The sequence below is a fragment of the Ferrimonas sp. SCSIO 43195 genome (assembly GCF_023716685.1).
In the GTDB taxonomy this organism is placed as follows: domain Bacteria; phylum Pseudomonadota; class Gammaproteobacteria; order Enterobacterales; family Shewanellaceae; genus Ferrimonas; species Ferrimonas kyonanensis.
The window spans coordinates 2,312,171-2,337,504 of sequence record NZ_CP072679.1; the positions used below are offsets into that span (position 1 = coordinate 2,312,171).

The window sequence follows — 25,334 nt, forward strand, 5'->3', positions numbered from 1 at the left end:
CGGCAATAATAATAAAAGTGTACCCAAAGGTTTAAGGGATAGAACTATGCGTCTTACCGACATTGAGATTGAACAGCACCTGGACGACGGCCTGGTGGTGATCGAGCCGCGGCCGACTCAGGACAAAATTTCCGGAGTCAGCGTGGATGTGACCCTGGGCGATAAGTTTCGGGTGTTTAAAGACCACACCTGCGCCTCCATCGACCTGTCTGGTCCCAGAGACGAGGTTCAGCGGGCGCTGAACAGCGTCATGAGCGACGAGATTGCCATCGGCGAAGAGGAAGCTTTCTACCTGCACCCGGGCGAACTGGCCCTGGGCGCGACCCTGGAATCCCTGACTCTGCCGGCGGACATCGTCGGCTGGCTCGATGGCCGCTCGTCATTGGCGCGGCTCGGCCTGATGGTGCACGTGACCGCGCACCGCATCGATCCCGGCTGGTCTGGTCAGATTGTGCTGGAGTTCTACAACAGCGGCAAACTGCCGCTGGCGCTGCGCCCGGGCATGACCATCGGAGCCCTCAATTTTGAAAAGCTGAACATGGCGTGTGCCCGACCGTACAATAAGCGCAGCAACGCCAAGTACCGGGATCAGCAAGGTGCCGTGGCCAGCCGGATCACCCAGGACAGCTGATGCCGACCTGGGTCGATGGCCAGCGCACGGACGAGCTGGCAGCCGCAGATCGAGGCCTGAATCTCGGTGATGGCCACTTCAGCACCCTGAGGGTCAGCGGTGGCCGCATTGTGGCCTGGCCGCTGCACCGGCAGCGGTTGCAACACGCCTGCGGGCGGCTGTCCATGGGACAGCCCGACTGGACGGCGCTTCAGCACACCCTGGATCAGGCTCTGAGCCATTGTGATCCCGCCGAGGCGGTGATCAAGGTGGTGATCACCCGAGGCTGTCAGGGTCGCGGTTACGATCCGATTCTGGACCGACCACCGACGGTGATTGTCTCCACCTTTGATTACCCCAAGCACTACCTGAACTGGCAACAGCATGGGGTAACGCTGGTCACCGCTCGACTGCGCCTAGGGGCGCAACCGGCGTTGGCGGCCATGAAGACCCTGGGGCGGTTGGAGCAGGTGCTACTGCGCCGCGAACTGTCTCAGTACAGCGCCGACGACTTGCTGGTGTTGGATAACGATGGCCGGGTGATTGAAGCCAGTGCCGCCAATCTGTTTCTGATTCGAGGACAGCGCCTGATCACGCCGTCGCTGGCCCGTTGCGGCGTGGCCGGGGTCATGCGCCATCAGTTGCTTCGCAGTGCTGCCGATCACGACTGGACCCTTGAGGTCCGGGATGTGGCCCGGGATGAACTGCAACACTGCGACGCCGCCTTTATGACCAACGCCCTGATGGGCGCGGTGCCGGTGATCCGCATCGATGACCGCCCTGTGCCCATTTCACCCTCCATTTCTGACATTCAGCGTCTATTACTATGTTGAAATCCCTCGCCGCTAAGGTGGTGCTTTCTCTGTTCAGCCTGATGCTGGCTACCGTCATCGGGGCCGCCTACCTGGTGCATCAGCTGGACGCCAAATTGAATCAGCCGCTGCAATTGAGTGAGGTCACCGAGTGGCGATTGCCCGAGGGTTACAGCGTAAACCGGGTCGCCAATAACTGGTCCGGTCGCGGCTGGGTGGAGACCTCATTCTGGATAAAGCTGGCGGTGAAGCTGGACCCGACTCTGGCCCACATCAAAGCCGGCACCTATGACCTGGACCCGTCGCAATCGCTGAAACAGACACTGGCGATGCTGGTCAGCGGCGACCAGAAGACGTTTCGCATCACCCTGGTGGAGGGAGAGACCGTCGCCCAGGTGCTTGAGCGGATCGAGGCCCACCCACAGTTGCAACGGACGGTGACGTCGCCGCAGCAACTGGCGGCACTGATCGGCTTCGACGGTGCCAACCCGGAGGGGATGATCTTCCCGGATACCTACCAGTTTCATGCCGGCGACAGCGACCGTAGCCTGCTGAAGCGTGCCGCCGAGCGTTTGACTCAGGAGTTGGACCGCGCCTGGGGCGCCCGCCAGTCGGCGTTGCCTATCGACTCGGCCTATGAGATGTTGATCCTGGCGTCGATCATCGAGAAGGAAACCGGACTGGGCAGCGAACGGCCGCTGATCGGCTCGGTGTTTGTCAACCGCCTCAATAAGCGGATGCGGCTGCAGACCGACCCGACGGTAATCTACGGCATGGGTGACGCCTATCAGGGCAACATTCGCAAGCAGGATCTGAGACAGAAGACGCCCTATAACACCTACCGCATCGATGGTCTGCCACCGACGCCCATTGCCATCGTCGGTCGCGAAGCGCTGATGGCAGCGGCTCAGCCGGCCAGCAGTCACTACTACTATTTCGTCGCCCGGGGAGACGGCAGCCATCAGTTTTCTGAAACGCTGCAGCAACACAACCGGGCCGTCAACCGATACATAAGAAAGCGATAATGAATCAACCGAAAATTCCCTCATTTGTGGTTATCGAAGGCCTGGAAGGTGCCGGCAAGAGCTCGGCCATCGAGCGCGTTAACCAGTGGTTTGCACGCCACTTTCCCGATCTGGAGCGGGTCAACACCCGCGAGCCGGGGGGCACGCCGCTGGCGGAAGAGATTCGAGAAATCTGGAAACGGCCCCGGGAAGAGGCGATGGCGCCGCTGACGGAGTTGTTGATGGTGTACGCCTGCCGGGCGCAACTGGTGGAGTCGGTGATCAAACCGGCCATCGCTGCCGGTAAGGTGGTCATCGGCGACCGCCACAACCTGTCGTCGGTGGCCTACCAGGGCGGTGGCCGAGGCCTGGAGCAGGAGGTGGCCGGGCTGTCGACCATCACCCTGGGGGCGTTCAAACCCTGCCTGACCCTGTATCTGGACATCGACCCCAAGCTGGGCCTGGAGCGGGCTCGCGGCCGCGGCGAACTGGATCGCATCGAGCTGGAGAGCCTGGATTTCTTTGAGCGGGCCCGCCGCTGCTATCTGGACCACGCCGCCTCGGATCCCAATACCGTCAGCATCGATGCCTCTCAGCCCATCGATCAGGTGCAGGCCGACATCGAAGCCGCCCTGGCCAAGGCGCTGCTGTGAATACCCTGCCGCAATCATTGGCGGCCATGCCCTGGCTGGAGCCAAGCTGGCAGCTGTGGCAACAGGCTCGCGCCGGTCACCGTCTCAGCCACGGTTGGCTGCTGTGCGGTGGCGAGGGGATAGGCAAACACCGTCTGGCGCTGGCACTGGCACACAGTCTGTTGTGTGAACAGGGCAAAGATTGCGGCCTGTGCCGCGGCTGCCAGTTGCTGGCCGCCGGCAATCATCCGGATTTCATCGAGCTTAAGCCTGACGGCAAGGTGATCAAAGTGGAGCAGATCCGCGCCTTGCTGCAGGAGCTGTCCCACACCGCGCACCAGGGGGGAGCCCGGGTGGTGGTGGTGCATCAGGCCGATGCCATGAATGGCGCTTCCGCCAACGCGCTGCTTAAGACCCTGGAAGAACCGGCGCCCGGGGTGCACATCTTATTGGTCAGCGATCACGTTAACCGCTTGCTGCCCACCATAGCCAGCCGCTGTCAGCGGTTGCTGGTGGCGACGCCAACCCTGAGCCAGAGCCAGGCTTACCTTGGTCAGCCGTCGCTGCCGACGGAAAAGCTGTGCCGCTATTTGAAGTTGCTGGGGGGGCCGCTGGCACTGCATCAGGCGATGGAGCAACAACGACTGGAGCGCATCGATGCCTGGCAACTGGCCTGGCAGCGTAGCCTGGCCGACGGGCTACTGGATGACACCCTGATAAAACTGGATGCCGATGACGCGGCACTGGCGCTGAAACTGCTCTATATTGAATTGGTAGCGGATCAAAAAAGCTATATCAATCAGGTATACAGCCGATTGCCACTGGCTCGGGCCGTGGCTGACGCCTACCAAACCTTTCAGTTACAGTCGGGGTTGAATCATGTGGCGGTGTTCCAGCACCTGCTGAGCCACGCTTCGCCCTGATTCGGCACTACAGGAGCGTGAATGGAGCGATTGCAATGCCAGTTCGCCAACGCCAACCAGCTGTATCTGGCGTACATGGGGTTTCTGTCTGAAGGCGGGCTGTTCTTTGCTTCGCTGTCACCCTGGCAACTGGGCCAGAGCGTCAGTGTCAGTTATCGCCTGCCCAATGACCCGCTGGAGTATCGCTTCGAAGGGGTGGTGGTGTGGGTCAATCCGGTGGCCGATAAAGAGCGGGCTCAGGGGGTCGGCGTGCGTTTTGGCGCCGATCACAGCAGTCACCGCCACCGCATCGAGCAGGTATTGGCCGATCAGTTATCCTCTTCTCAATTGACCTCAACCCTATAAGCCCTTAAGCTCTGTCGCCTTATTTTATTCCGGAGTAACCCCGTGCTGATAGATTCCCATTGCCACCTGGACAGACTGGCCGAACAACCCACCCCAGAGTCATTGGCACCGGTGGTGCAGCGGGCCAGGGACGCCGGTGTGCAGCTGATGTTGTGCGTTTCCGTCAGCCAGGCCGGGTATCAGCAGATGAAGACCATGGTGGCGCCGTACCAGGATGTGCTGCTGTCCTGCGGTGTGCACCCGCTGGACATCAAAGAGGGGTTTTGTCGCGATTGGCTGCAGCAGGAAGCGGCAGATCCTCGGGTGGTGGCCATCGGTGAGACCGGGCTGGATTACTACTACAGCAAAGACAACATCGCCGATCAGCAGCAGGCGTTTGCCGAGCACATCGAGGTGGCCAACCAGCTTAACAAGCCAGTGATCGTCCACACCCGTGATGCTCGAGAGGACACCATTGCGATTCTCAAGCAGGGGCAGGGCGTTCAAGGGGTGCTGCACTGTTTCACCGAGAATTGGGCCATGGCAAAAGCGGCGCTGGATCTTGGGTTGTACATCTCCATTTCCGGTATCGTCACCTTTCGCAATGCCGAGCAACTGCGGGACGTGGTGCGCAAGCTGCCGCTGGATCGGTTGCTGGTGGAGACCGACTCTCCCTACCTGGCGCCGATGCCGTACCGGGGTAAACAAAATCAACCGGCCTATGTTAAAGAGGTGGCCCAGTTTGTGGCGGATCTCAAGCATCTGTCCTACGATGCCCTGTGCCAGCAGACCGGAGAGAATTTCCACGCCCTGTTCGGTCGTCGTTGATCGGACAGTCGCGCTAATGGCGATGGTGATTGAGCCGTGGCCATTAGCGCTGGCACAGCGCAGAGGTGCGGCGGGCCAAATTGCAGGCAAAAAAAAGCCCATAACCACTCCAAGTTGTCACAGGCTTAGGGGAACTGTTCGGGCACGCCGCAGCGCACCGGTATAAAATCTCATCTAAAGGTAGCTGAAAAAAGCAGCTTTGACCAATCAATGAATCATATTTATTTACCCTGATTCAGTGTCGGTTTAGCTGCTGCCTTTTGCGGCGTTACTTCAGTGCCACCTTATCCCTGACCAGTTCCCGCGGTAGCGAGTTTTTCAGCTTGTTATTCACCCATTTGGCCAGGCCCAAGGGAAATCCTCGGTAACTGACGATCACCTCTCCCTTACGTTTGTCCGGATTGTCCATGGCCAGGTCCCGCCCTTGCAGGTACTGCACCGCCTGGTCGTCAGTCAGTGCCATCGCCGACGGACTGTCCTGTCCCAGCAGCATCACCAGCTGATGGCTGATTTTGATGCCGTGTTTGTGGCACTCCGCCGCCTTGAGTCCCAGACGCTGCATGCGAATCTTATCGATAAAGGCGTCGCTGCCGCTTGGGAACAACCACAGTTCATTGTCCCGGCTCATCAGGGTATGGCTGTCCGGCAGTGCCAGACCAAACTGGCTGTGCAGGTGTGCCTCCAGCTCTGCGGTTTGTTTGCGGTTGGCAAAGCCGAACGGGAACCGGCCCAGGCGGGGCTTGCGGTAGTCGCTGTCCACCGACTGGGTCTTGCGAATGGCGGCAATAAAGAAGCCCTCGCTGTCAAACACCTGTGGCCAGATGTGAAGAAAGCCCTCCGGGGTGATCGCCTTGTGGGCGTCGTCGAACAGGGTGGACAGATCTTCAAAGCTCACCGCATCCGGGAAGCGCTGGCTCAGGTGATGGCAAACATCCTGGTTTTCCCTGTGGTTCAGGGTGCAGGTGGAGTACACCAACACACCGCCGGGCTTGAGGGCCACAAACGCCGACTCAATCAGGTCTCGCTGCATGGCGGCGATGGACTCGGTGGAGGCCAGCGACCAGTTGTTGAGAGAGTCGGGGTCTTTTCTCAGGGTGCCTTCGCCGGAGCAGGGGGCGTCCAGCAGCACCGCATCGAAGCACTCCGGCAGCGTCGGGCCAAACACCCGGCCGTCGAAATGGGTCAGGTTGACGTTGCCGATCCCCAGTCGCTGCAGGTTGGCGTGCAGTCCTTTGAGCCGAGAGGCTGAGTACTCATTGGCGATCAGCACCCCGTCATTGCCCATCCAGGCCGCCAGCTGGGTGGTTTTGGAGCCGGGCGCCGACGCCACATCCAGTACCGCTCCAGGGGCCGTCACCAGGCTGGCCATGGCGGTGGGCGGCATCATCGACGACGCCTCCTGAATGTAGAACAGTCCGGCCAGGTGCTCGATGGTGTTACCCAGCATGGTGGATTCGTCGTCACGGGTGAGCCAGTAGCCGCAGTCGCACCAGGGAACCGGCTCAAACTGCCAGCCTTTGGGCTGCATCATGGCAATGAACGACGGGCAATCGATTTTCAGGGTATTGATGCGTATGGAGCGGCGCAGTGGCATCTGGCTGTAACGGACAAAGTCGTCCATGTTAAGGTGTTCTGGTAGGATCTCGCTGATGGAATTGAGGAAATCCTGTCTTATGTGCGCCATGGTCTGTACCAATATCGTGAAAAAACGGCGCCAAATATAGCATAAAGCGGTTTTGAAAAGGGGATCCGGGTGTTAAATCGATTGTGGTTGGGGCTGTTTGTTTTGGGAACGGCATCCGGGATCTGGCAGTGGCTGATGCACGACCAGGCGCTGATCTTCACCGAGATGACCAACTCGCTGTTTGAGATGGCCAGGTTGACGGTGGAGATCGCCATCGGTTTGCTCGGGGTGTTGGCGCTGTGGCTGGGGTTGATGCGCATCGGCGAACAGTGTGGCCTGATGGAGTGGCTGGCCGCTCGCTTGTCACCGCTGTTTGCGCGGCTAATGCCGGAGGTGCCGGCGGGGCACCCGGCACTGGCCTCGGTGACCATGAATCTGGCGGCCAACGCCCTCGGACTGGACAACGCCGCCACCCCCATGGGGCTGAAGGCGATGCGGGATCTGCAAAGCCTCAACCCCACCCCCCATGTGGCCACCAACGCCCAGATCCTGTTTCTGGTGCTGAACACCTCATCGGTGACCCTATTGCCGGTGACGGTGTTTATGTACCGGGCCCAGCAGGGCGCGGCCAATCCCACCGATGTGTTCATTCCTATCTTATTGGCCACCCTGGCGTCGACCTTGGCGGGTCTGATTGCGGTGGCCAGCATCCAGCGCATTCGATTGCTGGATCGGGTGGTGGTGCTGTGGGGCGGCGTCGCTCTGGCGGCGCTGCTGGCCTCCATCAGTTACCTGATGACGTTGTCGGCGCAGGCGTTGGAGCAGGTGTCGTCGCAGATCAGTGGCCTGGTTCTGGCCGGGGTGGTGATGGCGTTCCTGGGGCTGGCGAGTCGGCGCAAGGTCAACGCCTACGATGCGTTTGTTGGCGGCGCCAAAGAGGGAGTGTCGGTGGTGTTGACCCTGTTACCCTATCTGTTGGCGATGCTGGTGGCCATCGGTTGGTTTCGGGCCTCCGGTGCACTGGATACGGTGCTGTCGGCTTGTGCCGCCTTGTTTCATGGGCTGGGGATGGACACCCGTTTCGTGGATGCGCTGCCCACCGCCATCATGAAGCCACTGAGCGGCTCCGGGGCCCGGGCAATGATGGTGGAAACCATGGCGGTGCATGGGGCGGATTCTTTCGCCGGGCGCCTGGCGGCGATGTTCCAGGGTTCGACGGAAACCACCTTCTACGTGTTGGCGGTGTATTTCGGCTCGGTAGGGATTCGCAACGGCCGCCATGCGGTATTTTGTGGCCTGACCGCCGATTTTGCCGGTATCTCCGCCGCCATTGCTGTGGCCTACCTGTTTTACGGCTGAGCGGCAGGACATCAAAAAAGGCGCCGATGGGCGCCTTTTTTGAGTTTAGAAGCTGGGCTGCCAGTTGAGCCACTGTTTCTCGGCTTGTTCATACAGGGCGAACCGGGTCAGAGGCTTGACCTGGTTGCTGTCGTTGGTGCTGGATTCGGTTGCAAAGGCGATGCCGCCCATCAACAGCGTGTCGAGAGATTCGGTGTGGATCTCGGCGCCGCTGAACAGCCCCACCTTGACCGACAGACCGCTGGCATTCCAGAAGCGGCTGCTGGTGTTGACCAGGTGGCGATACTGAGGCTTGAGTTCAATGGTGATCTCCACTCGGCTGGCGTCACTGGCCAGGCCATGGCGCACCACTTCGCCGACGGTGATCTGGCGATACAGTACCGGACTGCCGATTTTGACTGAGCCCAGTTGCGACTGGGTCAGTACCAGCCGCAGTGACTGCTCATGTTCATCGGGAACCGGCGCTTCGGTCAGTGCCTGGAACTCCCGTTGACGTGGGCCGCCGTCGGTGCCGGGCAGGGCGGACAAGTGGTTGCCCAGCACCAGGTTGGCAACGTTCTTGGTGCCGGTCAGGCCCAGTTGGGCTTCGGCGACATAGAAGCGGGCGCCCTCCACTAGGAATCGCTGTTGCCACTGAGGATCCAGGGTCAGGGTGGCTTTGAGCCGTTTCAGATCCGGGGTCAATTGCAGTCGCTCCACCTGGCCCAGTTGCTGCTGGTGGTATTTCACCGGTGCCCCTTGTTGAATGTCGGCATCGGCATCCAGGTAGACGGTGGCGCGTACCTTGGGACTCAAGGCGTCGTTGCGGTTGAGGTACAGCCACTTGTCCCGCTCGCCGCTGCCGTCGCCATCGAGGTTGTCGAAGGCGATGCCACCACGCAGCAAGGCCATGGCGGCGGCGGTGTCGATCTCAAATTGAGTCAGGGAGCCGCTGATGCGAACGCCACTGTATTTCCAGAAGCGGGTCTTGTCGGAGATCAGGTGTTGGTACCGTCCCTCCAGCGCCAGTTTGATCTCAAATTGGTCCCCCTTGAGCTGCAGGTCGCGGACGTTGCCCACCTCCATCTGTCGGTAATAGACCGGCGCACCGATGGCCAGACCATCGGCCTTGTCGGTGTTGAGCCTAACCCAGAACGGTTTGGGCGCCTGACTCTGTTCGAAATCATCCAACAGCGGGTAGCGGGCACTGGCCGTGGCCTTGGCCGCGGATGCGCGGGAGAAACTGATGCCACCGTTAAGCAGTTGACCGAATGGCGCCGAGGAGACCGACAGGGCTTTCAGGTCGGCGCTGATGTCCAATCCCTGTGCCAGCCAGAAGTGGCTGTCGCCGCCCACCAACTGGTGATACGGGGCGTTAATCCAGACCTCGATGCCGATGCTGCCTTCCGACTCCAGGTCGATGCCGATGACTTCCCCTACGGGCAGTTGTTTGAAGCGCACCGGCGATCCCACATCCAGGCCGGCGGCATCATCGCGGTACAGGGTCAGGGCAATGCCGTCGCGGCTGCTGTCCGGCGCTTCACTGCCAAGTTCGAAGCGATACTGAGGATCGCCGCTGCCGGGCTCGACGCTGATGAAGTCCCCCAGCAGCAGGTTGCCGATGTGCTTGGCGCCGGTAAACGAGAGTTGCCCTTTTACTTGCCAGAACTCGCTGCCGCTGACCAGCAGGTGGCGGTAGTTGTCGCGAATGGCGGCGTTGAGGCGCACGCCATCCTCGCTGGCGCTGACGTCGGTGAGTTCGCCGATGTCGACGCCGCGCAGGCGAATCTTGCTGCCGGGCTTGAGTCCTTCGGCGCTGTCGGCACTGAAACTGATAAAGTGATCCTGGGTGGCGGCTTTGCGATCCGGGTACAGCTTAAACCGGGCGCCGCTGACTGCCGCTTCACCCACTTCCGGGGAGTCGAAGGCGATGCCGCCGGTCAGCAGTGACGCCAGACTCTCCAGCTCCACTTTCACTCCGGACAGGGAGGCGTCGGCTTTGAGGCCGCTGACGTTCCAGAAGTGGGAGTTTTCCTTGACCAGCGGCGCGTAACTGCGGTCAATCTGAGCGGTTACCTGAACCTTCTTGGTGTCGGGATCCAGCACCGACTGCAGAATGTCGCCTACCTTCATTTGTTGATAGTAGACGCTGGAACCGGCATCCAGTGAGCCGCCTTTGTCGGCCTCGAGGTGGATGATGGTGGCGCCGTCGACGGAGGCCGGTGCCATGGTGTCGGCATTGAATCGCACTCGTCGTTTGCCTTCGCCGGGCTTCATGGCGATGTAATTACCGGAGAACAGCGCATCCAGACCTTCGACCCCGGTAATGGACGCCTTGGGGCTGACCAGCCAGAAGCGAGTGTCCTGACGCAGCAGGTCGTCGACGGTGTGATCCATCTTGATCAGCACATTCACCGAGGAGCGGTCGCCACTGAGGTCGACCTCCCGCACCATCCCTACCACCAGGCCCTGGTACTTAACCAGAGTCTTGCGGGCTTCAATGCCGTTGGCATTGGGGAACTGAATGCGGATCTCGGTGCCTTGCTCCTTGATGTAGGTAAACAGCAGCCAGGCTCCGAGGATCACCGCCAGAATCGGCAGAATCCAGATGGGAGAGAGTAGCTTCTTGCGCCTCACACGAGGGGACTGGTTAGTGTTCATGTTCGTCTTCAAGATCCCAAAGTAAACGAGTATCGATGGATTTTGCCGCAAACTGGGTGAACAGAATCACCATGGCAAAAAAGGTGGCGGCGGGGGCAGGTTTGGCGTCCAGCAGTTGCCCCATGTTAATCAGGCTGGCGACGATGCCGATCACAAACAGATCCAGCATCGACCAGCGGCCGATGAATTCGATGACGTGATAGAAAAACATCAGCCGTTTACGGCCGACTCGCCATTTCAGAGTAATGGTCAGCAATATCACCGTCAGGCCGACAACCTTCAGTACCGGTACCGCGATGCTGGCCACAAAAACGATGATGGCGATCCCCAGCATGCCGGAATTGACCAGCGACACGATGCCGGTGTAGATGGTGTCCAGCACCATCACCCCTTGATTGGTGGTTTGAGTGATGGGGTAGAAGTTGGCGGGTCCCAGCATCACCATGGCGGTGATCAGCAGCGCCCAGGCATGCTGCAAGCTGTCGGGTTTGCGCCTGTGCACCGGGGTGTGGCAGCGCGGGCAGTGGCTGAGCTCGGCCACCACATTGTGGCAACCGCGGCACAGCTTCCACTGGCGGTCGATGCCGCGCTCACTGTCGATAGGTTTGGTCATAGCGTTGCCACATCAGGTCACGGTTGTATTCATATTGCACGTAAAAGGTAATCACAAACAGCAACATAAAGCAGAAGGTGCCGGCGCCGTAGTGCAGGTCGGCAAAATCGCCGAGCTTGAATGCCGCCACCAGAAAACTGATCAGGTACACCTCCAGCATGGCGATCTGATCCAGCATCGGGTGCCACTTGATCAACTGCCGGGCCAGCGACTTGCCGATCTTGAGTTTAAGCAGGACCAGTTGGCCCAGGATCGACAGTAGCACCAACAGCGGTGCCAGCACGCCGGCAGTAAAGATGGCGATACCCACCAGCCAGAACCCCTGCTCAAAGGTGATGACGGCACCAAAAGCGATGGTGGCCTGGCGCACGCTGCCCAGCAAGTTAACTTCAAGAATGGGCAACAGGTTGGCGGGGATAAACAGAATCAGCGCGGTCAGGGTCAGCGCCGCCAGGGCGCTGTGGTCGCAGTAGGGTGAATCGGCCAGTCGACTTTGGCAGCGAGGACAGAAAAGCCGCATCCCTTTGGGGAGTGCCCGGCGACGAACAATCTGGTCGCAATGAGGGCAGAGGAGGGAGCAATTCGACAAAGTTTACCGCCACTTAGATGAAGTATTAGCACCTATGATAGCGAAACCCGTAGGAAATTCGCCATTTTTTGCTCGGAAAGCCATTTAAATTGGTCTAACCAGCCCTGCGGACTTGACTGGGCTTTGAGAAATTGGGTTAATGGCAACCTTATGTGACTTAACCACTATGATGATGTCGACCCCTATTAACAATTCCTATTCAACTTTGGTCAAACAGGGCCGCGCCCTGATCGAAGATGAGCCCAATCTTATCGCCAATCTGGCCAATCTTTCCGCCCTTATCTATAACTCGGTCCCGGATCTGAACTGGGCCGGATTCTATATGGTGGACAGTGATACGACATTGGTATTGGGACCGTTTCAGGGGCAGGTTGCCTGTGTCCGCATCGAGATTGGCAAAGGGGTGTGTGGCACCGCGGTGGCCACCGACAGCACCCAGAGAATCGATGATGTGCACGCCTTTGCCGGCCACATCGCCTGCGATGCAGCCAGTAACTCTGAACTGGTGGTTCCGATCCATTACCAAGGCAAAGTGATTGCGGTCCTCGATCTGGACAGCCCGTTGATTGGGCGATTCCAGCAACAGGAACAGATCGGCTTTGAAGCCTTGATTACCGAGTTAGAAGCGCATCTAGAAAAGGTGGGTTTGTAAGTGAAAGAACTGGTCACAATCCACAGTTACCTAGTCGATGCCGAAGGCATTGGCGACTGGGAAGGTGAAGAGGAGATTGCTGCAGATAACCTCAATCGCCTCTATCATGCAGTTTATGACGCGGCCGATGACGACATGGAGCCCGCTTCCCTGGAAGCCATGTTGGATGCCATCTGGCCGTATTGGCAACACAATCCCGAATTAGTCGAGTTGGACGAGGATATGATGGCAGGGTTCGTTGAATCCCTGTTTGAGCATTTCGCCAACCAATCGGGACAGGAAGAGTTTAATGACTACTGAGAACCAAACCAAGCTTTCCGACACCAAGGCGGTAATCGCCTTTCTGTGTGAGAAGTTTCCAAACTGTTTTAGCCTTGAGGGCGACGCCAAACCATTAAAAGTTGGCTTGTTCCAGGACCTGGCTGAAGCCCTGGCCGATGACGAAACTGTGAGTAAAACCCAGTTGCGTCAGGCGCTGCGTCGCTACACCAACAGCTGGCGTTACCTGCGTTGCGTTAAAGCGGGCACTCAGCGTGTTGATCTGCAAGGTGAAGCTTGTGGCGAAATCGACGCACAGCACGTTGAGCATGCTCAACAGGCGCTGAAAGAGAGTCAGGAAAAAGCCAAGGCTCGTAAAATTGAGCAGGGCAAGCAAAACAAAGGAAACCCTGAGGCAAAGAAACGGTCTAAGCTGAAGAGTAAACCCGTTTCTGCCCCTCGCGCCAAGGCTGCTGAAGCCAAGCGTGAAGAGAAGCCTCGTCCTGAACTGAAGACGGTTGAAGCCGCGGCTTTGAGCGTTGACCAGAAGGTTAAAGTTCAGTTGGGCCGAGCGCCGGCCAGCGGTGTTGTTGTTGATATCAACAAAGATGACGTTCAGGTCCGTCTGGATTCAGGCATGACGGTTAAAGTGAAGGCCTCACACATTCGCATCTGAACCACAGTGGTCTAAAGGAGTAAAGTATTGATGGTGAAAACGAGTCCTAAAATGACCCGATTGGCAACCTGGTTTGCTGGTGCGCTGTTTAGCGTCCAAGCGCTGGCACTGAGCCCGGTAATCACTCAAGATGAGATTCCCGTACTGGCACAGGAAGCCCAGCACAAGGTAGCAAGCAAGCGGGTTACGAACCTTTTTTCTCGTTCTCACTATCGAAAGTTTGCGATGGACACCGAGTTCTCCCAGCAGATCTTTGATCGCTACCTGGAGCAGCTCGATTTCAACAAGAGCATCTTTACTCAGTCCGAGGTGGATGGCTTTAACCGCTATCGTGATGGTTTTGCGGCGGCGATTCAAAAAGGCGACATGAAGGATGCCTACAGCATCTATCAGGTGGCCCTGGAGAAGCGTTATACCCGCTTCAGCTACGCGCTTAGCCTGCTGGACAAGCCGTTTAACTTCGATCAGGCCGGCGACAAGTATTACTTCGACCGCGAAGACGCCCAGTGGGCCAAGTCAGAATCTGAGTTGGATGAACTGTGGCGTCAGCGGGTCAAGAACGATGCCCTCAATCTGAAACTGACCGGTAAAGAGTGGCCTGAGATCAAGGAGATGCTGGGTAAGCGATACAACAATGCCCTCAAGCGCCTGAGTCAGACCCACTCCGAAGACGTGTTTCAGAACGTGATGGGCGCCTTCGCTTACAGCATTGAGCCTCACACCAGCTACCTGTCTCCCCGCAACGCCGATCGGTTCCAAACCGAGATGAACCTGTCTCTGGAAGGAATTGGTGCGGTGCTGCAGGTACGCGACGATTACACCACCATTCGTTCTCTGGTTCCTGGTGGGCCGGCAGACAGCAATGGTGGCATCAAGCCGGAAGACCGCATCACCGGTGTGGGTCAGGAAGGGGAAGAGATCGTCGATGTCATTGGCTGGCGTCTGGATGATGTGGTCGAGTTGATTAAAGGGCCGAAAGGCTCGAAGGTGACCCTGGAAATTCTTCCTAAGAAGGGCGGCAGCAATGCCAAACCGAAAACCGTTGTCATCGTTCGTGACAAGGTGAAACTGGAAGACCGGGCGGTAAAATCGGAAGTCTATGTGCCCAGTGACGGTCCCTATCAGGGGCGTCGCCTCGGTGTTATCGAAATCCCGAGTTTCTATGTCAACATCTCTCAGGATGTGGCCAAAGAGTTGGAAAAGCTGGAAGCGGAAAACGTTGAAGCCATCAGCATTGACTTGCGCAACAACGGCGGTGGCTCGCTCAGCGAGGCAACCCTGTTAACCGGCCTGTTTATCTCGCAGGGACCCGTGGTTCAGATCCGTGATCAGCGGGGCCGCATCAACATCAATCGCGACAGCGACGGTCGCATCAGCTACGCCGGTCCGATGACCGTGCTGGTTAACCGTTACAGCGCCTCGGCATCGGAGATCTTCGCCGCCGCCATGCAGGACTACGGTCGTGCCATGGTGATTGGTGAGCCGACCTTTGGTAAGGGCACGGTGCAGCAGCACCGCAGCCTGGGCAAAGCTTACGATCTGTTTGAGAAGCCCATGGGGCACGTTCAGTACACCATCGCCCGGTTCTATCGAATCAACGGTGGCAGTACTCAGTTGAAGGGGGTAACCCCGGACATCGAGTACCCGAGCTTCTTCGTGCCCGGAGAGTACGGTGAATCCCAGGAAGACAATGCGTTGCCTTGGGACACGGTGCCAAAGGCCCATTACGATACTGTCAATGAAGTGCCTAAGACCATGGTCAGTACCCTGACGGCCAACTACCTGAAGCGTACCGACACCAATCCGGAGTTTGGTTACCTGAAGGAAGACATTCGTGAGTATCGCGCCGAGAAAGACAAAGGCTATGTCAGCCTGGTGGAATCTGAGCGCGAGGCCAAACGGGAAGCGGACGATGCCACCGAGCTCAAGCGCACCAACGAGCGTCGTCAGCGTCAGGGGCTGGAGCCACTGAAGCAGTTGGAAGACGCCGGCGATGACGATGAGTTGGTGGTGGATGACAGCGACGAGGACAACGACTACCTGCTGGCTGAGTCGGCCAACATCACCTTTGATATGGTGGACTGGAGCCGTCTGGCCAAGCAGAAGTAACCCTGATCTTTGATTAGAAAAACCGCCTTCGGGCGGTTTTTTTGTGTCTGAAATTCCCGCCATCGGCCAAATCGCGGCTGGCCGTGGCTGAACTAACGCGATCAATGGCTGCCATTGCTGGCCACTTTGGCGCGTCATTCAGGTGCAGGGAGGTCGACTGGTTCGAATTCAGGTCAGCGGCGCCCTTTAGCGTGGATTGTGCTGCTGACAGCGGCCCGTCCCGCGTCGTCGGGACTGGGCATCCGCTGGTGATTGTGCTAAATCTAGAGGTTGAGCAACAATATATTAACAATAACAGAGCTCTAGGGGGGACCTAACCCTCAAATACAGAGCCATTGCATCGGCTTAGGGAGTAGCAAGGATGTCACAAAATCATGGACAGTGGACCAACAGATTCAGTTACGTACTGGCGGCCACCGGCGCCGCAGTGGGATTGGGTAACATCTGGAAATTTCCCTATATCATGGGAGAAAACGGTGGCGGCGCCTTCGTGTTGGTGTACCTGGTGTGCATCGCCCTGATCGGCATTCCGGTCATGATGGCCGAGGTGATGATCGGCAAGTTTGGTCGTCAGACTCCGGCTAAATCGGCGGTATTGATGGCCAAGGCCTCCGGGCGTTCCTCCGCTTGGAAGGTGACCGGTTGGGGCGGAGTATTGGCCGGGTTTTTGATCCTCTCTTTTTACGTGGTGATCGCCGGTTGGGCGGTCGCCTACACCTGGTACGGGTTCAACGGCAGTTTTGAAAACCAGAATGCCGAACAAATCGGCATCCTGTTCTCCGAACTGAATGCCGGCCCCTGGGCGCTGATGGGCTGGAGCGGCTTCATCGTGCTTGGCACCGTGCTGGTGGTGGGCAAGGGGGTTCAAAAGGGGTTGGAAAAAGCGGTGAACTACATGATGCCGGTGCTGTTTGTGCTGCTGGCGATCATGGTGGGTTACGCCGCCACCACCGGCAACTTCAGTGAAGCGGTGCAGTTTATGTTTGCCGCAGATTTCTCCAAACTCAGCTGGAATGGCGTGCTGATCGCCCTGGGCCACAGCTTCTTCACCCTGTCGCTGGCCTCCGGCATTATGATCATGTACGGCGCCTACCTGCCGGACAACACCTCACTGGTTAAAACCTCGGTGTACATCGCCATTATGGACACCCTGGTGGCACTGATGGCGGGCCTGGCCATCTTCCCCATCGTGTTTGCCAATGGCTTGCCGGCCGGCGCCGGCCCCGGTCTGATCTTCCAGAGCCTGCCGATCGCCTTCGGCCAGATGCCTCTGGGTCAGTTGTTTGGTGGCAGTTTCTTCCTGATGGTGGTGGTGGCGGCGTTTACCTCTTCCATCGCCCTGATCGAGTCCAGCGTGGCCTGGTTGGTAGAAAACCGCGGCTTCAGTCGCTGGCAGGCGGCGTTCAGTGCCGGTTTTGCCATCTGGCTGGTGAGCCTGTTGACGGTGTTCTCCCTGACCGGCGCCGAGTGGAGTGTGGTGTCTCTGTGGGGGGACATTCGCATCAGCTTCTTTGATCTGCTGGATTACATTACCGCCAACATCATGTTGCCGTTGGGCGGGCTGATCATTGCGGTATTCGCCAGTTGGGCGGTGTCTGAGGAGATCAGTCGCCGCACGCTGGACACAACGCCAGCCCTGTACCGGCTGTGGCAACTGTCGCTGCGCTTCGTGGCTCCGGTGGCCATTGTGGCGGTGTTCCTCAACCTCATTGGTGTGCTGGATCTCTGAGTTCCGGCCAGCCAACCAGCAAAGCGCCGCCCGTCGGCGCTTTTTTGTGGCCGGGTAAAACTGCTTAATTGTCCAGCGGTTGAGGGCTGTGGCACTGGCAGCGGCCAATTTCTTGGTATACTGACCGCCATTATTCAGACCGGCACCGGCCGTTTCCCGCTCTGAGGACAGGGAGGGAACCGGTCCCATAGAGTGCGGGTTCGGTTATCGCCGCGAAGGCACAGACTCACGCAAGGAGAAACGCAGCATGTCTCAACCGACAGCGCGCCATCGACTGGATTACGCCCCCAGTGACTTTACCATCGACACCCTCAAGCTGGACGTTCGTCTGGACGATCACCAAACCCGGATTGTCGCCAGCAGCCGCGTGCGTCGTCAGAATGACGCCGCCACCACCTTGGTGCTGACCGGTGAGTCGATGAAACTGTTGTCGGTGTCCATCGATGGTCAGCCCTTGCCTCAGAGTGGCTATCAGTTGCAGGACGATCAGCTGAGCATCGCCGCGGATCTGGCGGAGTTTGAGCTGGTGATTGAAACCGAGATCGATCCCGCCAATAACACCGCCCTGGAAGGACTGTACAAATCTCAGGGGGTGTTCTGCACTCAGTGCGAAGCAGAGGGCTTTCGCCGCATCACCTATTTCCTCGATCGTCCCGATGTGCTGGCCCGCTACACCACCCGCATTGAGGCGCCCAAAGCCGATTACCCCTACCTGTTGGGCAATGGCAACAAAGTCGACAGCGGTGACCTGGACGATGGTTGGCACTTCGCCACCTGGGAAGACCCGTTCCCGAAACCCAGCTACCTGTTTGCCTTGGTGGCCGGTGACTTCGACCGCCTCGATGACCAGTTCGTGACTCGCAGTGGCCGCACGGTGGCGTTGCAGTTGTTTGTCGACAAAGGCCAGGAGCATCGAGGCCACCATGCCATCGCCAGCCTCAAGGCGGCGATGAAATGGGACGAGGAGCGGTTCGGTCTGGAGTATGACCTGGACATCTACATGGTGGTGGCCGTGGACTTCTTCAACATGGGTGCCATGGAGAACAAGGGCCTGAACGTGTTTAACTCCAAATGCGTGCTGGCCGATGGCGACAGCGCCACCGATGCCGAGTTCGACCGCATTGAGTCCATCATCGGCCATGAGTACTTTCACAACTGGACCGGAAACCGCATCACCTGCCGCGACTGGTTTCAGTTGAGCCTCAAAGAGGGGCTGACGGTATTCCGGGACCAGGAGTTTTCTTCGGATCTGGGTTCTCGGGCGGTTAACCGCATCGCCGCGGTGAAGACCATCCGTGGGGTGCAGTTTGCCGAAGACGCCGGGCCGATGGCGCATCCGATCCGCCCGGAGAAGGTGATCGAGATGAATAACTTCTACACCGTCACCGTCTACGACAAGGGGGCGGAGATCATCCGCATGATGCACACCCTGCTGGGCGAGGCCGGGTTCCAGAAAGGGATGCAGTGCTACGTCGAGCGTCACGACGGTCAGGCGGTGACCTGTGACGATTTTGTTCAGGCGATGGAAGACGCCAGTGGTGTGGATCTGACCCTGTTCCGCCGTTGGTACAGCCAGTCTGGCACTCCGCACCTGAGCGTGACCGACCACTATGACCCGGCCAAGGCCCAGTACACCTTAATGTTTCGTCAGCACACACCAGCGACGGCGGATCAGCAAGATAAGCTGCCGCTGCACATTCCGGTGAAGCTGGAGCTGTTGGACAGTCTGGGCAATACCATCGCCGCCCGCGTCAACGGCCAGCCGTTTGACGGCCTCTACAGCCTGATGGACGAGCAGGGCACCCTGGTGCTCGAAGGGGTCGAGGAGCTGCCGGTTGCGTCGTTGCTGCAGGAGTTCTCGGCGCCGGTGAAACTGGAGTTTGCCCAGGATGAACAGGCGTTGTGTCTGTTGATGGCCCACGCCAACAATGCCGTTGCCCGTTGGGATGCCGCGCAGAGCTTACTCAGCGGTGCCATCTACAGCGCCTTTGATAACCTTGATGCGCCGTTGTCGCCGTCGCTGATCCGTGCCTTTGAATTGGTGTTGGCCAACGACCAGGTCGATGCGGCGCTGGTGGCAGAACTGTTGAATCTGCCGTCGGTGGCGACCTTGCTGGACGGTCGCCCGGGTAGTGATGTGGTGAAGCTGTACCAGGCTCGGGTTCAGGTTCAGCGTCAGTTGGTCAACGCCCTGAAGACGGTGATCACCCATCGCTACGACTCCTGCCAACGTCAGCAGCAACAGGGGCAGGCGAATGCCGCCCTGCGCAGCCTGAAAAACACCCTGCTGGAGCTGTTGGCCCTGGATGGCGACGACGAGCGGGTCAGTCGCCAGTTTGCCGAGGCCGACAACATGACCGACAGCCTGGGGGCGTTGACCGCCGCCAACCGCGCGCTGCTGCCAAGCCGAGAAGCGATGATGAGCCGTTTTGAGGCGCGCTGGCACGACGACGTGCTGGTGATGGACAAGTGGTTTACCCAGACCGCGCTGGCGCCGCAAGGGGTGGACGATGCACTCAAGGCCATCGAGGCCGCCATGAGTCATCCTCGCTTTGATATGGCCAACCCTAACCGGGTGCGGGCGCTGATTGCTGCCTTTGCCGAGGCCAACCCGAAGGCGTTTCATGATGCCAGCGGTAAAGGCTATGCCTTTTTGGTGCGCCAGTTGAAAACCCTCAACGGCATCAACCCTCAGTGTGCCGCCCGTATCATCACGCCGCTGATTGGCTTTAAGCGTCACGATGATGTTCGCCAGCAGGCGATGAAGGCCGGCCTGACCGAGTTGATGGCCATGAGCGATCTGTCCCGGGACCTGTATGAGAAGGTGTCCAAGAGTCTGAGTTAAGGAAGTGGCGGCGGCCTCGGCCGCCGCCGGTGTTTTATGAGCCAATACATCTTCGATCTCTCTGTCACTGCCAGCCAGATGCAGCGCTACTATCAGGGCCAGGCCCAGGTGGTGGTGGTGCGTAGCCTGCAGGGCAAAGTGATTCACCTGCACCCCCGTTTCTTACGCCCCTTCGTTTCCGCCACCGGCATTCATGGCCGTTTCAGATTGACTCTGGACGCAAGTGGTCAATTTAACGAGTTGATAAAAATCGGCTAACTTTCTGCTGCCGCCAGCCTAGAGTTATTACTTCAAACGCGTGTTGCATTTTTGGCGCATTTTGATTGATGTCGCAAAAAACCATAAATTCAAGAGCTTACGCACCGCAGACCGGGGCCGCGTGCCTCAGAATCAAATTGAGACTCCCGCTGTGGCAGTAAAGTTGAGTTAACTCCCTAAAAATTAACCTGTTTCTCTCCCTTAAAAAGGTTGCGGCCCTGTGGGCGTTGTTGTAACAATGGGGTTAATGTGTCGTTACTTGGCGATGCATGCCAAAACAACAAATTCAGGGAAGGGAGAACCGCGATAATGAGACAAGGCGCATTGGTTTTTCGCCGCTCAGCGTTGGCTGCCAGTATCGGATTGATATTGTCAGGCCCGGCTGCAGCCGTCACTTTCAATTGGGGAGAGATAGAGGGGAGTTTCGATTCAACCTGGACAGTGGGTGCTGCGTGGCGGGTAGAAGACCGCAACTACAGCAACATTGCCAAGTCCAGCCAGCCTGGCCTGGACTGGACCGGTTACGGATTCGATTTTGCCAACGGTCGCTTTAACGAGATCTACGGCGGTGACCAGTTGTTTGCCATGCCGGGTTCCTACTCGGCCAACGGCGACCTGGCAAACGTTCTGTACGATCAGGGCGATACCTTCTCTGAAATCTTCAAAGGTCTGCACGAACTCGAGTTGGTGTACGACAACATGGGGATCTTCGTCCGGGGCATGTACTTCTATGACAAGCGCATGGAAGACTCCGACTTTGATTACCGCAACCCGGTATCCGGCGCCGAATACGACGTCTGTGCCGATGATAAGGCGTCCGAATACGCCTGTTCCGACATTCGGTTGCTCGATGCCTACTTCTTTGCCGACTGGGACATCGGTGACATGCCGCTGTCGGTTCGCATCGGTGAGCAGGTGGTCAGCTGGGGTGAAAGCACCCTGATTGCCCACGGCATCAACAACATCAACCCGGTGGATCTGGCGCGTTTGCAGGCGCCGGGTTCGGAGCTGAAGGAAGCCTTTATTCCGGTTGGGATGGTGTGGGCGTCGCTGGGGATCACCGAGAACCTCAACTTCGAAGCCTTCTACCAGTATCGCTGGGAGCAGACTCGTCTGCCGGTGACCGGCACCTACTTCTCCAGCAATGACTTCGCCGGCGCCGGCGGCTATGTCAATAACGCCCAGCTGGGTTTCACCTCCAACCCGGACAACACCCTGGACTGGCTGCTGCAGCAATACAGCCAGCTGAGCATGGTCGCCGGACAGGCTGCGGAAGCGGGCGGGGCGGCTGGCCTGGCGCAGTTGGCGCCGTTTGCGCTGGCTTACCCCACCAAAGCCACGCTCATCGGCCATGAAAACGAGCCCGATGATCAGGGCCAGTTCGGTTTGAAACTGGGCTATTTTGCGCCGCAGTGGAACGACACCGAATTTGGCTTCTACTTCATGAACTACCACAGCCGTCGTCCGCTGATCAGCGGTCAGACCGCCAATTTCGGTGCCGACGCCGTGGCCGCGGATCTGGCGACTCTGGCTGCACTGAATGGCGACGTCAGCCGTCAGGATCTGCTGGATCTGCAGACTTTCTCCAAGGCCGAGCTGGAGTACCCGGAAGACATCAAACTGTACGGCGTGTCCTTTAACACCACCATTGGTGATACCTCGGTGGCCGGTGAAGTGGCTTACCGTCAGGATGAACCGCTGCAGATTGATGACGTAGAACTGCTGTTTGCCGCCATGCCCGAGCAGCTGTACAACGCCGATCCGGTCACCTACGCCATCTTTAAGGACCTGTCGCAGTACACGCTGCCCGACGGCTCTAAAGCCGGACCCGGTGAGAGCGCTCCGGGCTACGTCTTGACCGACAGCACCCAGGTGCAGATGACCCTGACCCACATCTTCGGCCCCACCATGGGCGCGGACAATTTCCTGATGCTGGCTGAAGTGGGCGGCGTGTGGTTGCACGACATGCCTGACGAAGCGGTATTGCGGATGAATGGTCCGGGCACCGAGCGTGCCGGCTCTGCCGGACGGGAAGATAACCTGGCGGTGCTGGACATTCTCCACAACGGCCCGGAAGAAGACGATTTCCCAACCGATTCCGCCTGGGGCTACCGTCTGGTGGCTAAGTGGGATTATTCCAACGTCGCCTTTGGCTGGAACATGTCGCCACGAGTGGTGTTCTCTCACGACGTCAGTGGTACCACGCCGGATCCACTGTTCCTGTTTGTCGAAGAGCGCAAGTCGGCCTCGGCCACCCTGAGCTTCGACTACCAGAGCCGCTGGTCCGCGGATCTCAGCTACAACGCTTTCTGGGACGGAAAGGGTTCTACTAACTCCATGGAAGACAAAGACTTTGTCTCCTTTAACCTTAAGTTCTCTATCTAACGGGGGAGAGGGGAAATGAAAAATTTCAGTATTATTGCCGCAGCACTCGCCGTATCGTGCAGCTTTGGGGTCGCCGCCAAGGTGACGCCGGAGCAGGCCAAGGCTTTGGGTTCCACGCTGACGCCGGTGGGTGCAGAGAAAGCGGGTAACGCCGATGGTTCCATTCCGGCCTGGGATGGCGGCATCACTCAGGCGCCTGCAGGCTATCAGCCTGGCCAATTCCACACCGATCCTTACGCCGGCGATGCGATGTTGTACTCCATTACCGCCGCCAACGTGGATCAGTATAAGGCGCTGCTGACACCCGGTGTCATCAAGATGTTCGAGATGTACCCGGACACGTTCAAGATGGATGTGTTTCCGACCCATCGTAGCGCCTCTTACCCTCAGTTCATCTACGACGCGTCGGTGGCCAACGCCACCACCGCTGAACTGGTGGCCGGGGGCAACGGCCTGAAGAACGCCGCCATCGGAGTGCCATTCCCAATGCCGGCTAACGGTTTGGAAGCGATCTGGAACCACATCCTGCGTTATCGCGGTACCGACGCCCACATTCTTCGGGGGCAGGCGGCACCAACTGCCGGCGGCAGCTACACCCTGGTGAAGACCGACGAGAAGATTAAGTTCCTCTACTCGCGTCCGGACGCCAACGCCGCCGCGCTGGAAAAAGACAACCTGCTGTTCTACTTCAAGCAGGTGGTGACCTCTCCGGCTCGCCTGGCGGGAACCGCGCTGCTGGTGCATGAGACCATGGACCAGGAGAAAGAACCGCGTAAGGCCTGGACTTACAACACCGGACAACGCCGGGTTCGCCGGGCCCCTAATGTGGCCTTCGATACTCCGGGCACCGCCTCCGATGGCATGCGTACCACCGACGATTTCGACATGTACAATGGCTCGCCGTCCCGCTACAACTGGACCCTCAAGGGTAAGAAGGAGTTGTTGATTCCTTACAACAACTACAAGTTGCACGGTGCCGACATCAAGTACAAAGAGATCCTCAAGCCGGGCCACATCAACATGGATCTGGTGCGCTGGGAAAAACACCGGGTATGGGAGGTGGAAGCCACACTGAAAGATGGCATCAGCCACTTGTACAAGACCCGTACCTTCTATCTGGATGAGGACAGCTGGCAGGTGAGCATGGTCGACCTGTACGACAAGCGTGATGAGCTGTATCGCGTCGGCATGGCGCACGCGGTCAACTACTACGACCTGCCGACGGTCTGGACCACCCTGGAAGTGTTCTACGATCTGAGTTCTCGTCGTTACCTGGCCATGGGGCTGGATAACGAAGACGGTGTCGCCAGCTTCGATGAGGAGTTCAGCGTCAAGAAGGAGTTTACTACCAACTCACTGCGTCGCAGCGGACGTCGCTAATCACATCACAATAAGAATAGGGGGCACCCCGGTGCCCCCGCTATGGAATATAACTATGCGGTATACAATGTTATTTCCGCTTGTGCTGATCGGAACGCCCGTCCTGGCGGATGTCCCCACTCCATTGCCCAATCCGGCAATTCATGCCACCAAAGCAAGCGTCAGTCCGATGATGAGCCTGGCTCAGACTTCGGCTGGGATGATTGCGGTGGGCAACCGGGGTCACGTTCTGTATTCGTCAAGCGTTAAGGGAGAGTGGCAACAGGCCAAGGTGCCGGTCAGTACCATGCTGACCCGGGTAGTGATGGTGAACGACAACCAGGGCTGGGCTCTGGGCCATGACGCCACCATACTGCGCACCGACGACGGCGGTGCCAGCTGGCAGTTGCAGCAGTGGTTGCCTGAGGTTGAGATTCCCCTGCTCGATGCCCATTTCTTCGATGTCGACAACGGCATCGCCGTGGGCGCCTACGGCCAGCTGTTTCGCACCGCCGATGGCGGTAAACACTGGCAGTTCGAGTTTCTCGACTCACTGCTCATCGAAGACGATCGACTCTATCTGGAGGAGATTCGCGCCGAGAGTGAGGAGGACTACCTGGCCGAGCGGGCGGCGATGCTGCCTCACATCAACGGCATCACCCAACTCAAAGACGGCTCACTGTTTATCGTCGGTGAGATGGGGCTGATGGCCCGCTCCAGCGATCAGGGCAGGACCTGGACCCGTCTGCCGGAGATCTACTTTGGTTCTCTGTTGGACATGGTGGAGACTCAGGGAGGCGACTGGGTGGCCTTCGGTCTGCGCGGCAACGTGTTCCAAAGTACCGATCAGGGTCAAAGCTGGTACCCGCTGGAGGTCGACACCCTGTCCACCTTCAACGGCGGCCGGGTCATGAGCGACGGCAGCGTTATTCTGGTTGCCAACGGCGGCATTCTGGCCCGCCGTGAAAAAGACAGCGACGATTTTGTCGTCCACCAGGTGGCCAAAGGTCAGGATCTGGTGGATGTGGTGGAAGGCCAGCCCGGACAGTACTGGGTTGTCGGTTCCCACGGTGTTCAAGACATCACCTTAAAGCAGTAAGGAGCA

General features: G+C 58.6%; 22 protein-coding genes. 18 read left to right on the top strand and 4 right to left on the bottom strand.

Translation table 11 applies throughout. The features are described from left to right. The first annotated feature begins 46 nt into the window (after positions 1–46). The 7 genes from dcd to J8Z22_RS10985 are packed head-to-tail and all read left to right on the top strand — an operon-like array spanning position 47 to position 5,133. Positions 47–631: a dCTP deaminase gene (dcd, locus tag J8Z22_RS10955; protein ID WP_028112750.1), complete on the top strand. Its 585-nt coding sequence runs from the start codon at positions 47–49 to the stop codon at positions 629–631. Then, a complete protein-coding gene (pabC, locus tag J8Z22_RS10960) occupies positions 631–1,443 on the top strand; it encodes an aminodeoxychorismate lyase (protein WP_252010380.1) in 813 nt (270 codons plus the stop codon). Before dcd ends, pabC begins: the two co-directional genes overlap by 1 nt. Further along, on the top strand, positions 1,437–2,447 hold the full coding sequence (gene mltG, locus J8Z22_RS10965; RefSeq protein WP_252010381.1) for an endolytic transglycosylase MltG: 1,011 nt from the start codon (positions 1,437–1,439) through the stop codon (positions 2,445–2,447). Before pabC ends, mltG begins: the two co-directional genes overlap by 7 nt. Further along, entirely contained in the window at positions 2,447–3,079 is a 633-nt protein-coding gene (gene tmk / locus J8Z22_RS10970) for a dTMP kinase (RefSeq protein WP_028112752.1), read from the top strand. The genes mltG and tmk overlap by 1 nt, the downstream gene beginning before the upstream one ends. After that, positions 3,076–3,981 carry a DNA polymerase III subunit delta' gene (gene holB / locus J8Z22_RS10975; RefSeq protein WP_252010382.1) on the top strand — a complete coding sequence of 302 codons (906 nt, stop codon included), beginning with the start codon at positions 3,076–3,078 and terminating at the stop codon, positions 3,979–3,981. The genes tmk and holB overlap by 4 nt, the downstream gene beginning before the upstream one ends. A gap of 21 nt (positions 3,982–4,002) precedes the next feature. Beyond that, the gene (locus tag J8Z22_RS10980; RefSeq protein ID WP_028112753.1) at positions 4,003–4,326 is read left to right on the top strand and encodes a PilZ domain-containing protein; all 324 of its coding nucleotides are present in this window, start codon (positions 4,003–4,005) and stop codon (positions 4,324–4,326) included. Positions 4,327–4,368: 42 nt separating this feature from the next. Continuing rightward, entirely contained in the window at positions 4,369–5,133 is a 765-nt protein-coding gene (locus tag J8Z22_RS10985; protein WP_252010383.1) for a TatD family hydrolase, read from the top strand. A 268-nt stretch (positions 5,134–5,401) separates the two neighbouring features. On the opposite strand, the gene rsmF is transcribed toward J8Z22_RS10985, so the two are convergent. Next, a complete protein-coding gene (gene rsmF / locus J8Z22_RS10990; protein ID WP_252010384.1) occupies positions 5,402–6,817 on the bottom strand; it encodes a 16S rRNA (cytosine(1407)-C(5))-methyltransferase RsmF in 1,416 nt (471 codons plus the stop codon). Between the two features lie 69 nt (positions 6,818–6,886). On the opposite strand from rsmF, the gene J8Z22_RS10995 reads away from it, so the two are divergent. Next, positions 6,887–8,116: a spore maturation protein gene (locus J8Z22_RS10995; RefSeq protein ID WP_028112756.1), complete on the top strand. Its 1,230-nt coding sequence runs from the start codon at positions 6,887–6,889 to the stop codon at positions 8,114–8,116. Positions 8,117–8,161: 45 nt separating this feature from the next. On the opposite strand, the gene J8Z22_RS11000 is transcribed toward J8Z22_RS10995, so the two are convergent. Genes J8Z22_RS11000 through J8Z22_RS11010 form a run of 3 tightly spaced genes read right to left on the bottom strand, consistent with a single transcriptional unit; the run spans position 8,162 to position 11,889 of the window. Next, complete coding sequence (locus J8Z22_RS11000) at positions 8,162–10,756, bottom strand: MlaD family protein (RefSeq protein ID WP_252010385.1); 2,595 nt, start codon at positions 10,754–10,756, stop codon at positions 8,162–8,164. After that, the gene (locus tag J8Z22_RS11005) at positions 10,746–11,369 is read right to left on the bottom strand and encodes a paraquat-inducible protein A (RefSeq protein WP_252010386.1); all 624 of its coding nucleotides are present in this window, start codon (positions 11,367–11,369) and stop codon (positions 10,746–10,748) included. Before J8Z22_RS11005 ends, J8Z22_RS11000 begins: the two co-directional genes overlap by 11 nt. Further along, entirely contained in the window at positions 11,347–11,889 is a 543-nt protein-coding gene (locus J8Z22_RS11010; protein ID WP_245595580.1) for a paraquat-inducible protein A, read from the bottom strand. Before J8Z22_RS11010 ends, J8Z22_RS11005 begins: the two co-directional genes overlap by 23 nt. Before the next feature lie 235 nt (positions 11,890–12,124). Here J8Z22_RS11010 and J8Z22_RS11015 point away from each other — a divergent pair, with 235 nt between their 5' ends. The 10 genes from J8Z22_RS11015 (at position 12,125) to J8Z22_RS11060 (ending at position 25,328) form a co-directional block, all read left to right on the top strand. Continuing rightward, the gene (locus J8Z22_RS11015; RefSeq protein ID WP_371878122.1) at positions 12,125–12,610 is read left to right on the top strand and encodes a GAF domain-containing protein; all 486 of its coding nucleotides are present in this window, start codon (positions 12,125–12,127) and stop codon (positions 12,608–12,610) included. Then, on the top strand, positions 12,611–12,910 hold the full coding sequence (locus tag J8Z22_RS11020) for a hypothetical protein (RefSeq protein ID WP_051252621.1): 300 nt from the start codon (positions 12,611–12,613) through the stop codon (positions 12,908–12,910). It begins immediately after the preceding gene. Continuing rightward, on the top strand, positions 12,900–13,544 hold the full coding sequence (gene proQ, locus J8Z22_RS11025) for an RNA chaperone ProQ (protein WP_028112761.1): 645 nt from the start codon (positions 12,900–12,902) through the stop codon (positions 13,542–13,544). Before J8Z22_RS11020 ends, proQ begins: the two co-directional genes overlap by 11 nt. A 51-nt stretch (positions 13,545–13,595) precedes the next feature. Next, positions 13,596–15,653 (top strand): carboxy terminal-processing peptidase, encoded by a 2,058-nt coding sequence (gene prc, locus J8Z22_RS11030; protein WP_252010387.1) that lies wholly within the window; start codon positions 13,596–13,598, stop codon positions 15,651–15,653. Between the two features lie 361 nt (positions 15,654–16,014). Further along, entirely contained in the window at positions 16,015–17,382 is a 1,368-nt protein-coding gene (locus tag J8Z22_RS11035; protein ID WP_252010388.1) for a sodium-dependent transporter, read from the top strand. A gap of 247 nt (positions 17,383–17,629) precedes the next feature. Beyond that, positions 17,630–20,227 (top strand): aminopeptidase N, encoded by a 2,598-nt coding sequence (gene pepN, locus J8Z22_RS11040; protein WP_252010389.1) that lies wholly within the window; start codon positions 17,630–17,632, stop codon positions 20,225–20,227. A gap of 36 nt (positions 20,228–20,263) precedes the next feature. Then, positions 20,264–20,485 (top strand): DUF2835 family protein, encoded by a 222-nt coding sequence (locus J8Z22_RS11045; RefSeq protein WP_028112765.1) that lies wholly within the window; start codon positions 20,264–20,266, stop codon positions 20,483–20,485. Between the two features lie 309 nt (positions 20,486–20,794). Then, complete coding sequence (locus tag J8Z22_RS11050; protein WP_252010390.1) at positions 20,795–22,870, top strand: DUF1302 domain-containing protein; 2,076 nt, start codon at positions 20,795–20,797, stop codon at positions 22,868–22,870. Between the two features lie 15 nt (positions 22,871–22,885). Beyond that, the gene (locus J8Z22_RS11055) at positions 22,886–24,250 is read left to right on the top strand and encodes a DUF1329 domain-containing protein (protein ID WP_252010391.1); all 1,365 of its coding nucleotides are present in this window, start codon (positions 22,886–22,888) and stop codon (positions 24,248–24,250) included. Positions 24,251–24,317: 67 nt separating this feature from the next. Continuing rightward, positions 24,318–25,328, top strand: coding sequence for a YCF48-related protein (locus tag J8Z22_RS11060; protein ID WP_252010392.1), 1,011 nt, complete (start codon positions 24,318–24,320; stop codon positions 25,326–25,328). Positions 25,329–25,334: the final 6 nt, after the last annotated feature.

Coding starts and splice junctions, on each gene's coding strand:
- J8Z22_RS11015 (WP_371878122.1), top strand. CDS start 12,125: ATGATGATGTCGACCCCTATTAACAATTCCTATTCAACTTTGGTCAAA.
- pabC (WP_252010380.1), top strand. CDS start 631: ATGCCGACCTGGGTCGATGGCCAGCGCACGGACGAGCTGGCAGCCGCA.
- pepN (WP_252010389.1), top strand. CDS start 17,630: ATGTCTCAACCGACAGCGCGCCATCGACTGGATTACGCCCCCAGTGAC.
- tmk (WP_028112752.1), top strand. CDS start 2,447: ATGAATCAACCGAAAATTCCCTCATTTGTGGTTATCGAAGGCCTGGAA.
- J8Z22_RS11060 (WP_252010392.1), top strand. CDS start 24,318: ATGTTATTTCCGCTTGTGCTGATCGGAACGCCCGTCCTGGCGGATGTC.
- J8Z22_RS11010 (WP_245595580.1), bottom strand. CDS start 11,889: ATGCGGCTTTTCTGTCCTCGCTGCCAAAGTCGACTGGCCGATTCACCC.
- rsmF (WP_252010384.1), bottom strand. CDS start 6,817: ATGGCGCACATAAGACAGGATTTCCTCAATTCCATCAGCGAGATCCTA.
- J8Z22_RS10980 (WP_028112753.1), top strand. CDS start 4,003: ATGGAGCGATTGCAATGCCAGTTCGCCAACGCCAACCAGCTGTATCTG.
- dcd (WP_028112750.1), top strand. CDS start 47: ATGCGTCTTACCGACATTGAGATTGAACAGCACCTGGACGACGGCCTG.
- J8Z22_RS11000 (WP_252010385.1), bottom strand. CDS start 10,756: ATGAACACTAACCAGTCCCCTCGTGTGAGGCGCAAGAAGCTACTCTCT.
- prc (WP_252010387.1), top strand. CDS start 13,596: ATGACCCGATTGGCAACCTGGTTTGCTGGTGCGCTGTTTAGCGTCCAA.
- J8Z22_RS11055 (WP_252010391.1), top strand. CDS start 22,886: ATGAAAAATTTCAGTATTATTGCCGCAGCACTCGCCGTATCGTGCAGC.
- J8Z22_RS11035 (WP_252010388.1), top strand. CDS start 16,015: ATGTCACAAAATCATGGACAGTGGACCAACAGATTCAGTTACGTACTG.
- J8Z22_RS11005 (WP_252010386.1), bottom strand. CDS start 11,369: ATGACCAAACCTATCGACAGTGAGCGCGGCATCGACCGCCAGTGGAAG.
- mltG (WP_252010381.1), top strand. CDS start 1,437: ATGTTGAAATCCCTCGCCGCTAAGGTGGTGCTTTCTCTGTTCAGCCTG.
- J8Z22_RS11045 (WP_028112765.1), top strand. CDS start 20,264: ATGAGCCAATACATCTTCGATCTCTCTGTCACTGCCAGCCAGATGCAG.
- proQ (WP_028112761.1), top strand. CDS start 12,900: ATGACTACTGAGAACCAAACCAAGCTTTCCGACACCAAGGCGGTAATC.
- J8Z22_RS11050 (WP_252010390.1), top strand. CDS start 20,795: ATGAGACAAGGCGCATTGGTTTTTCGCCGCTCAGCGTTGGCTGCCAGT.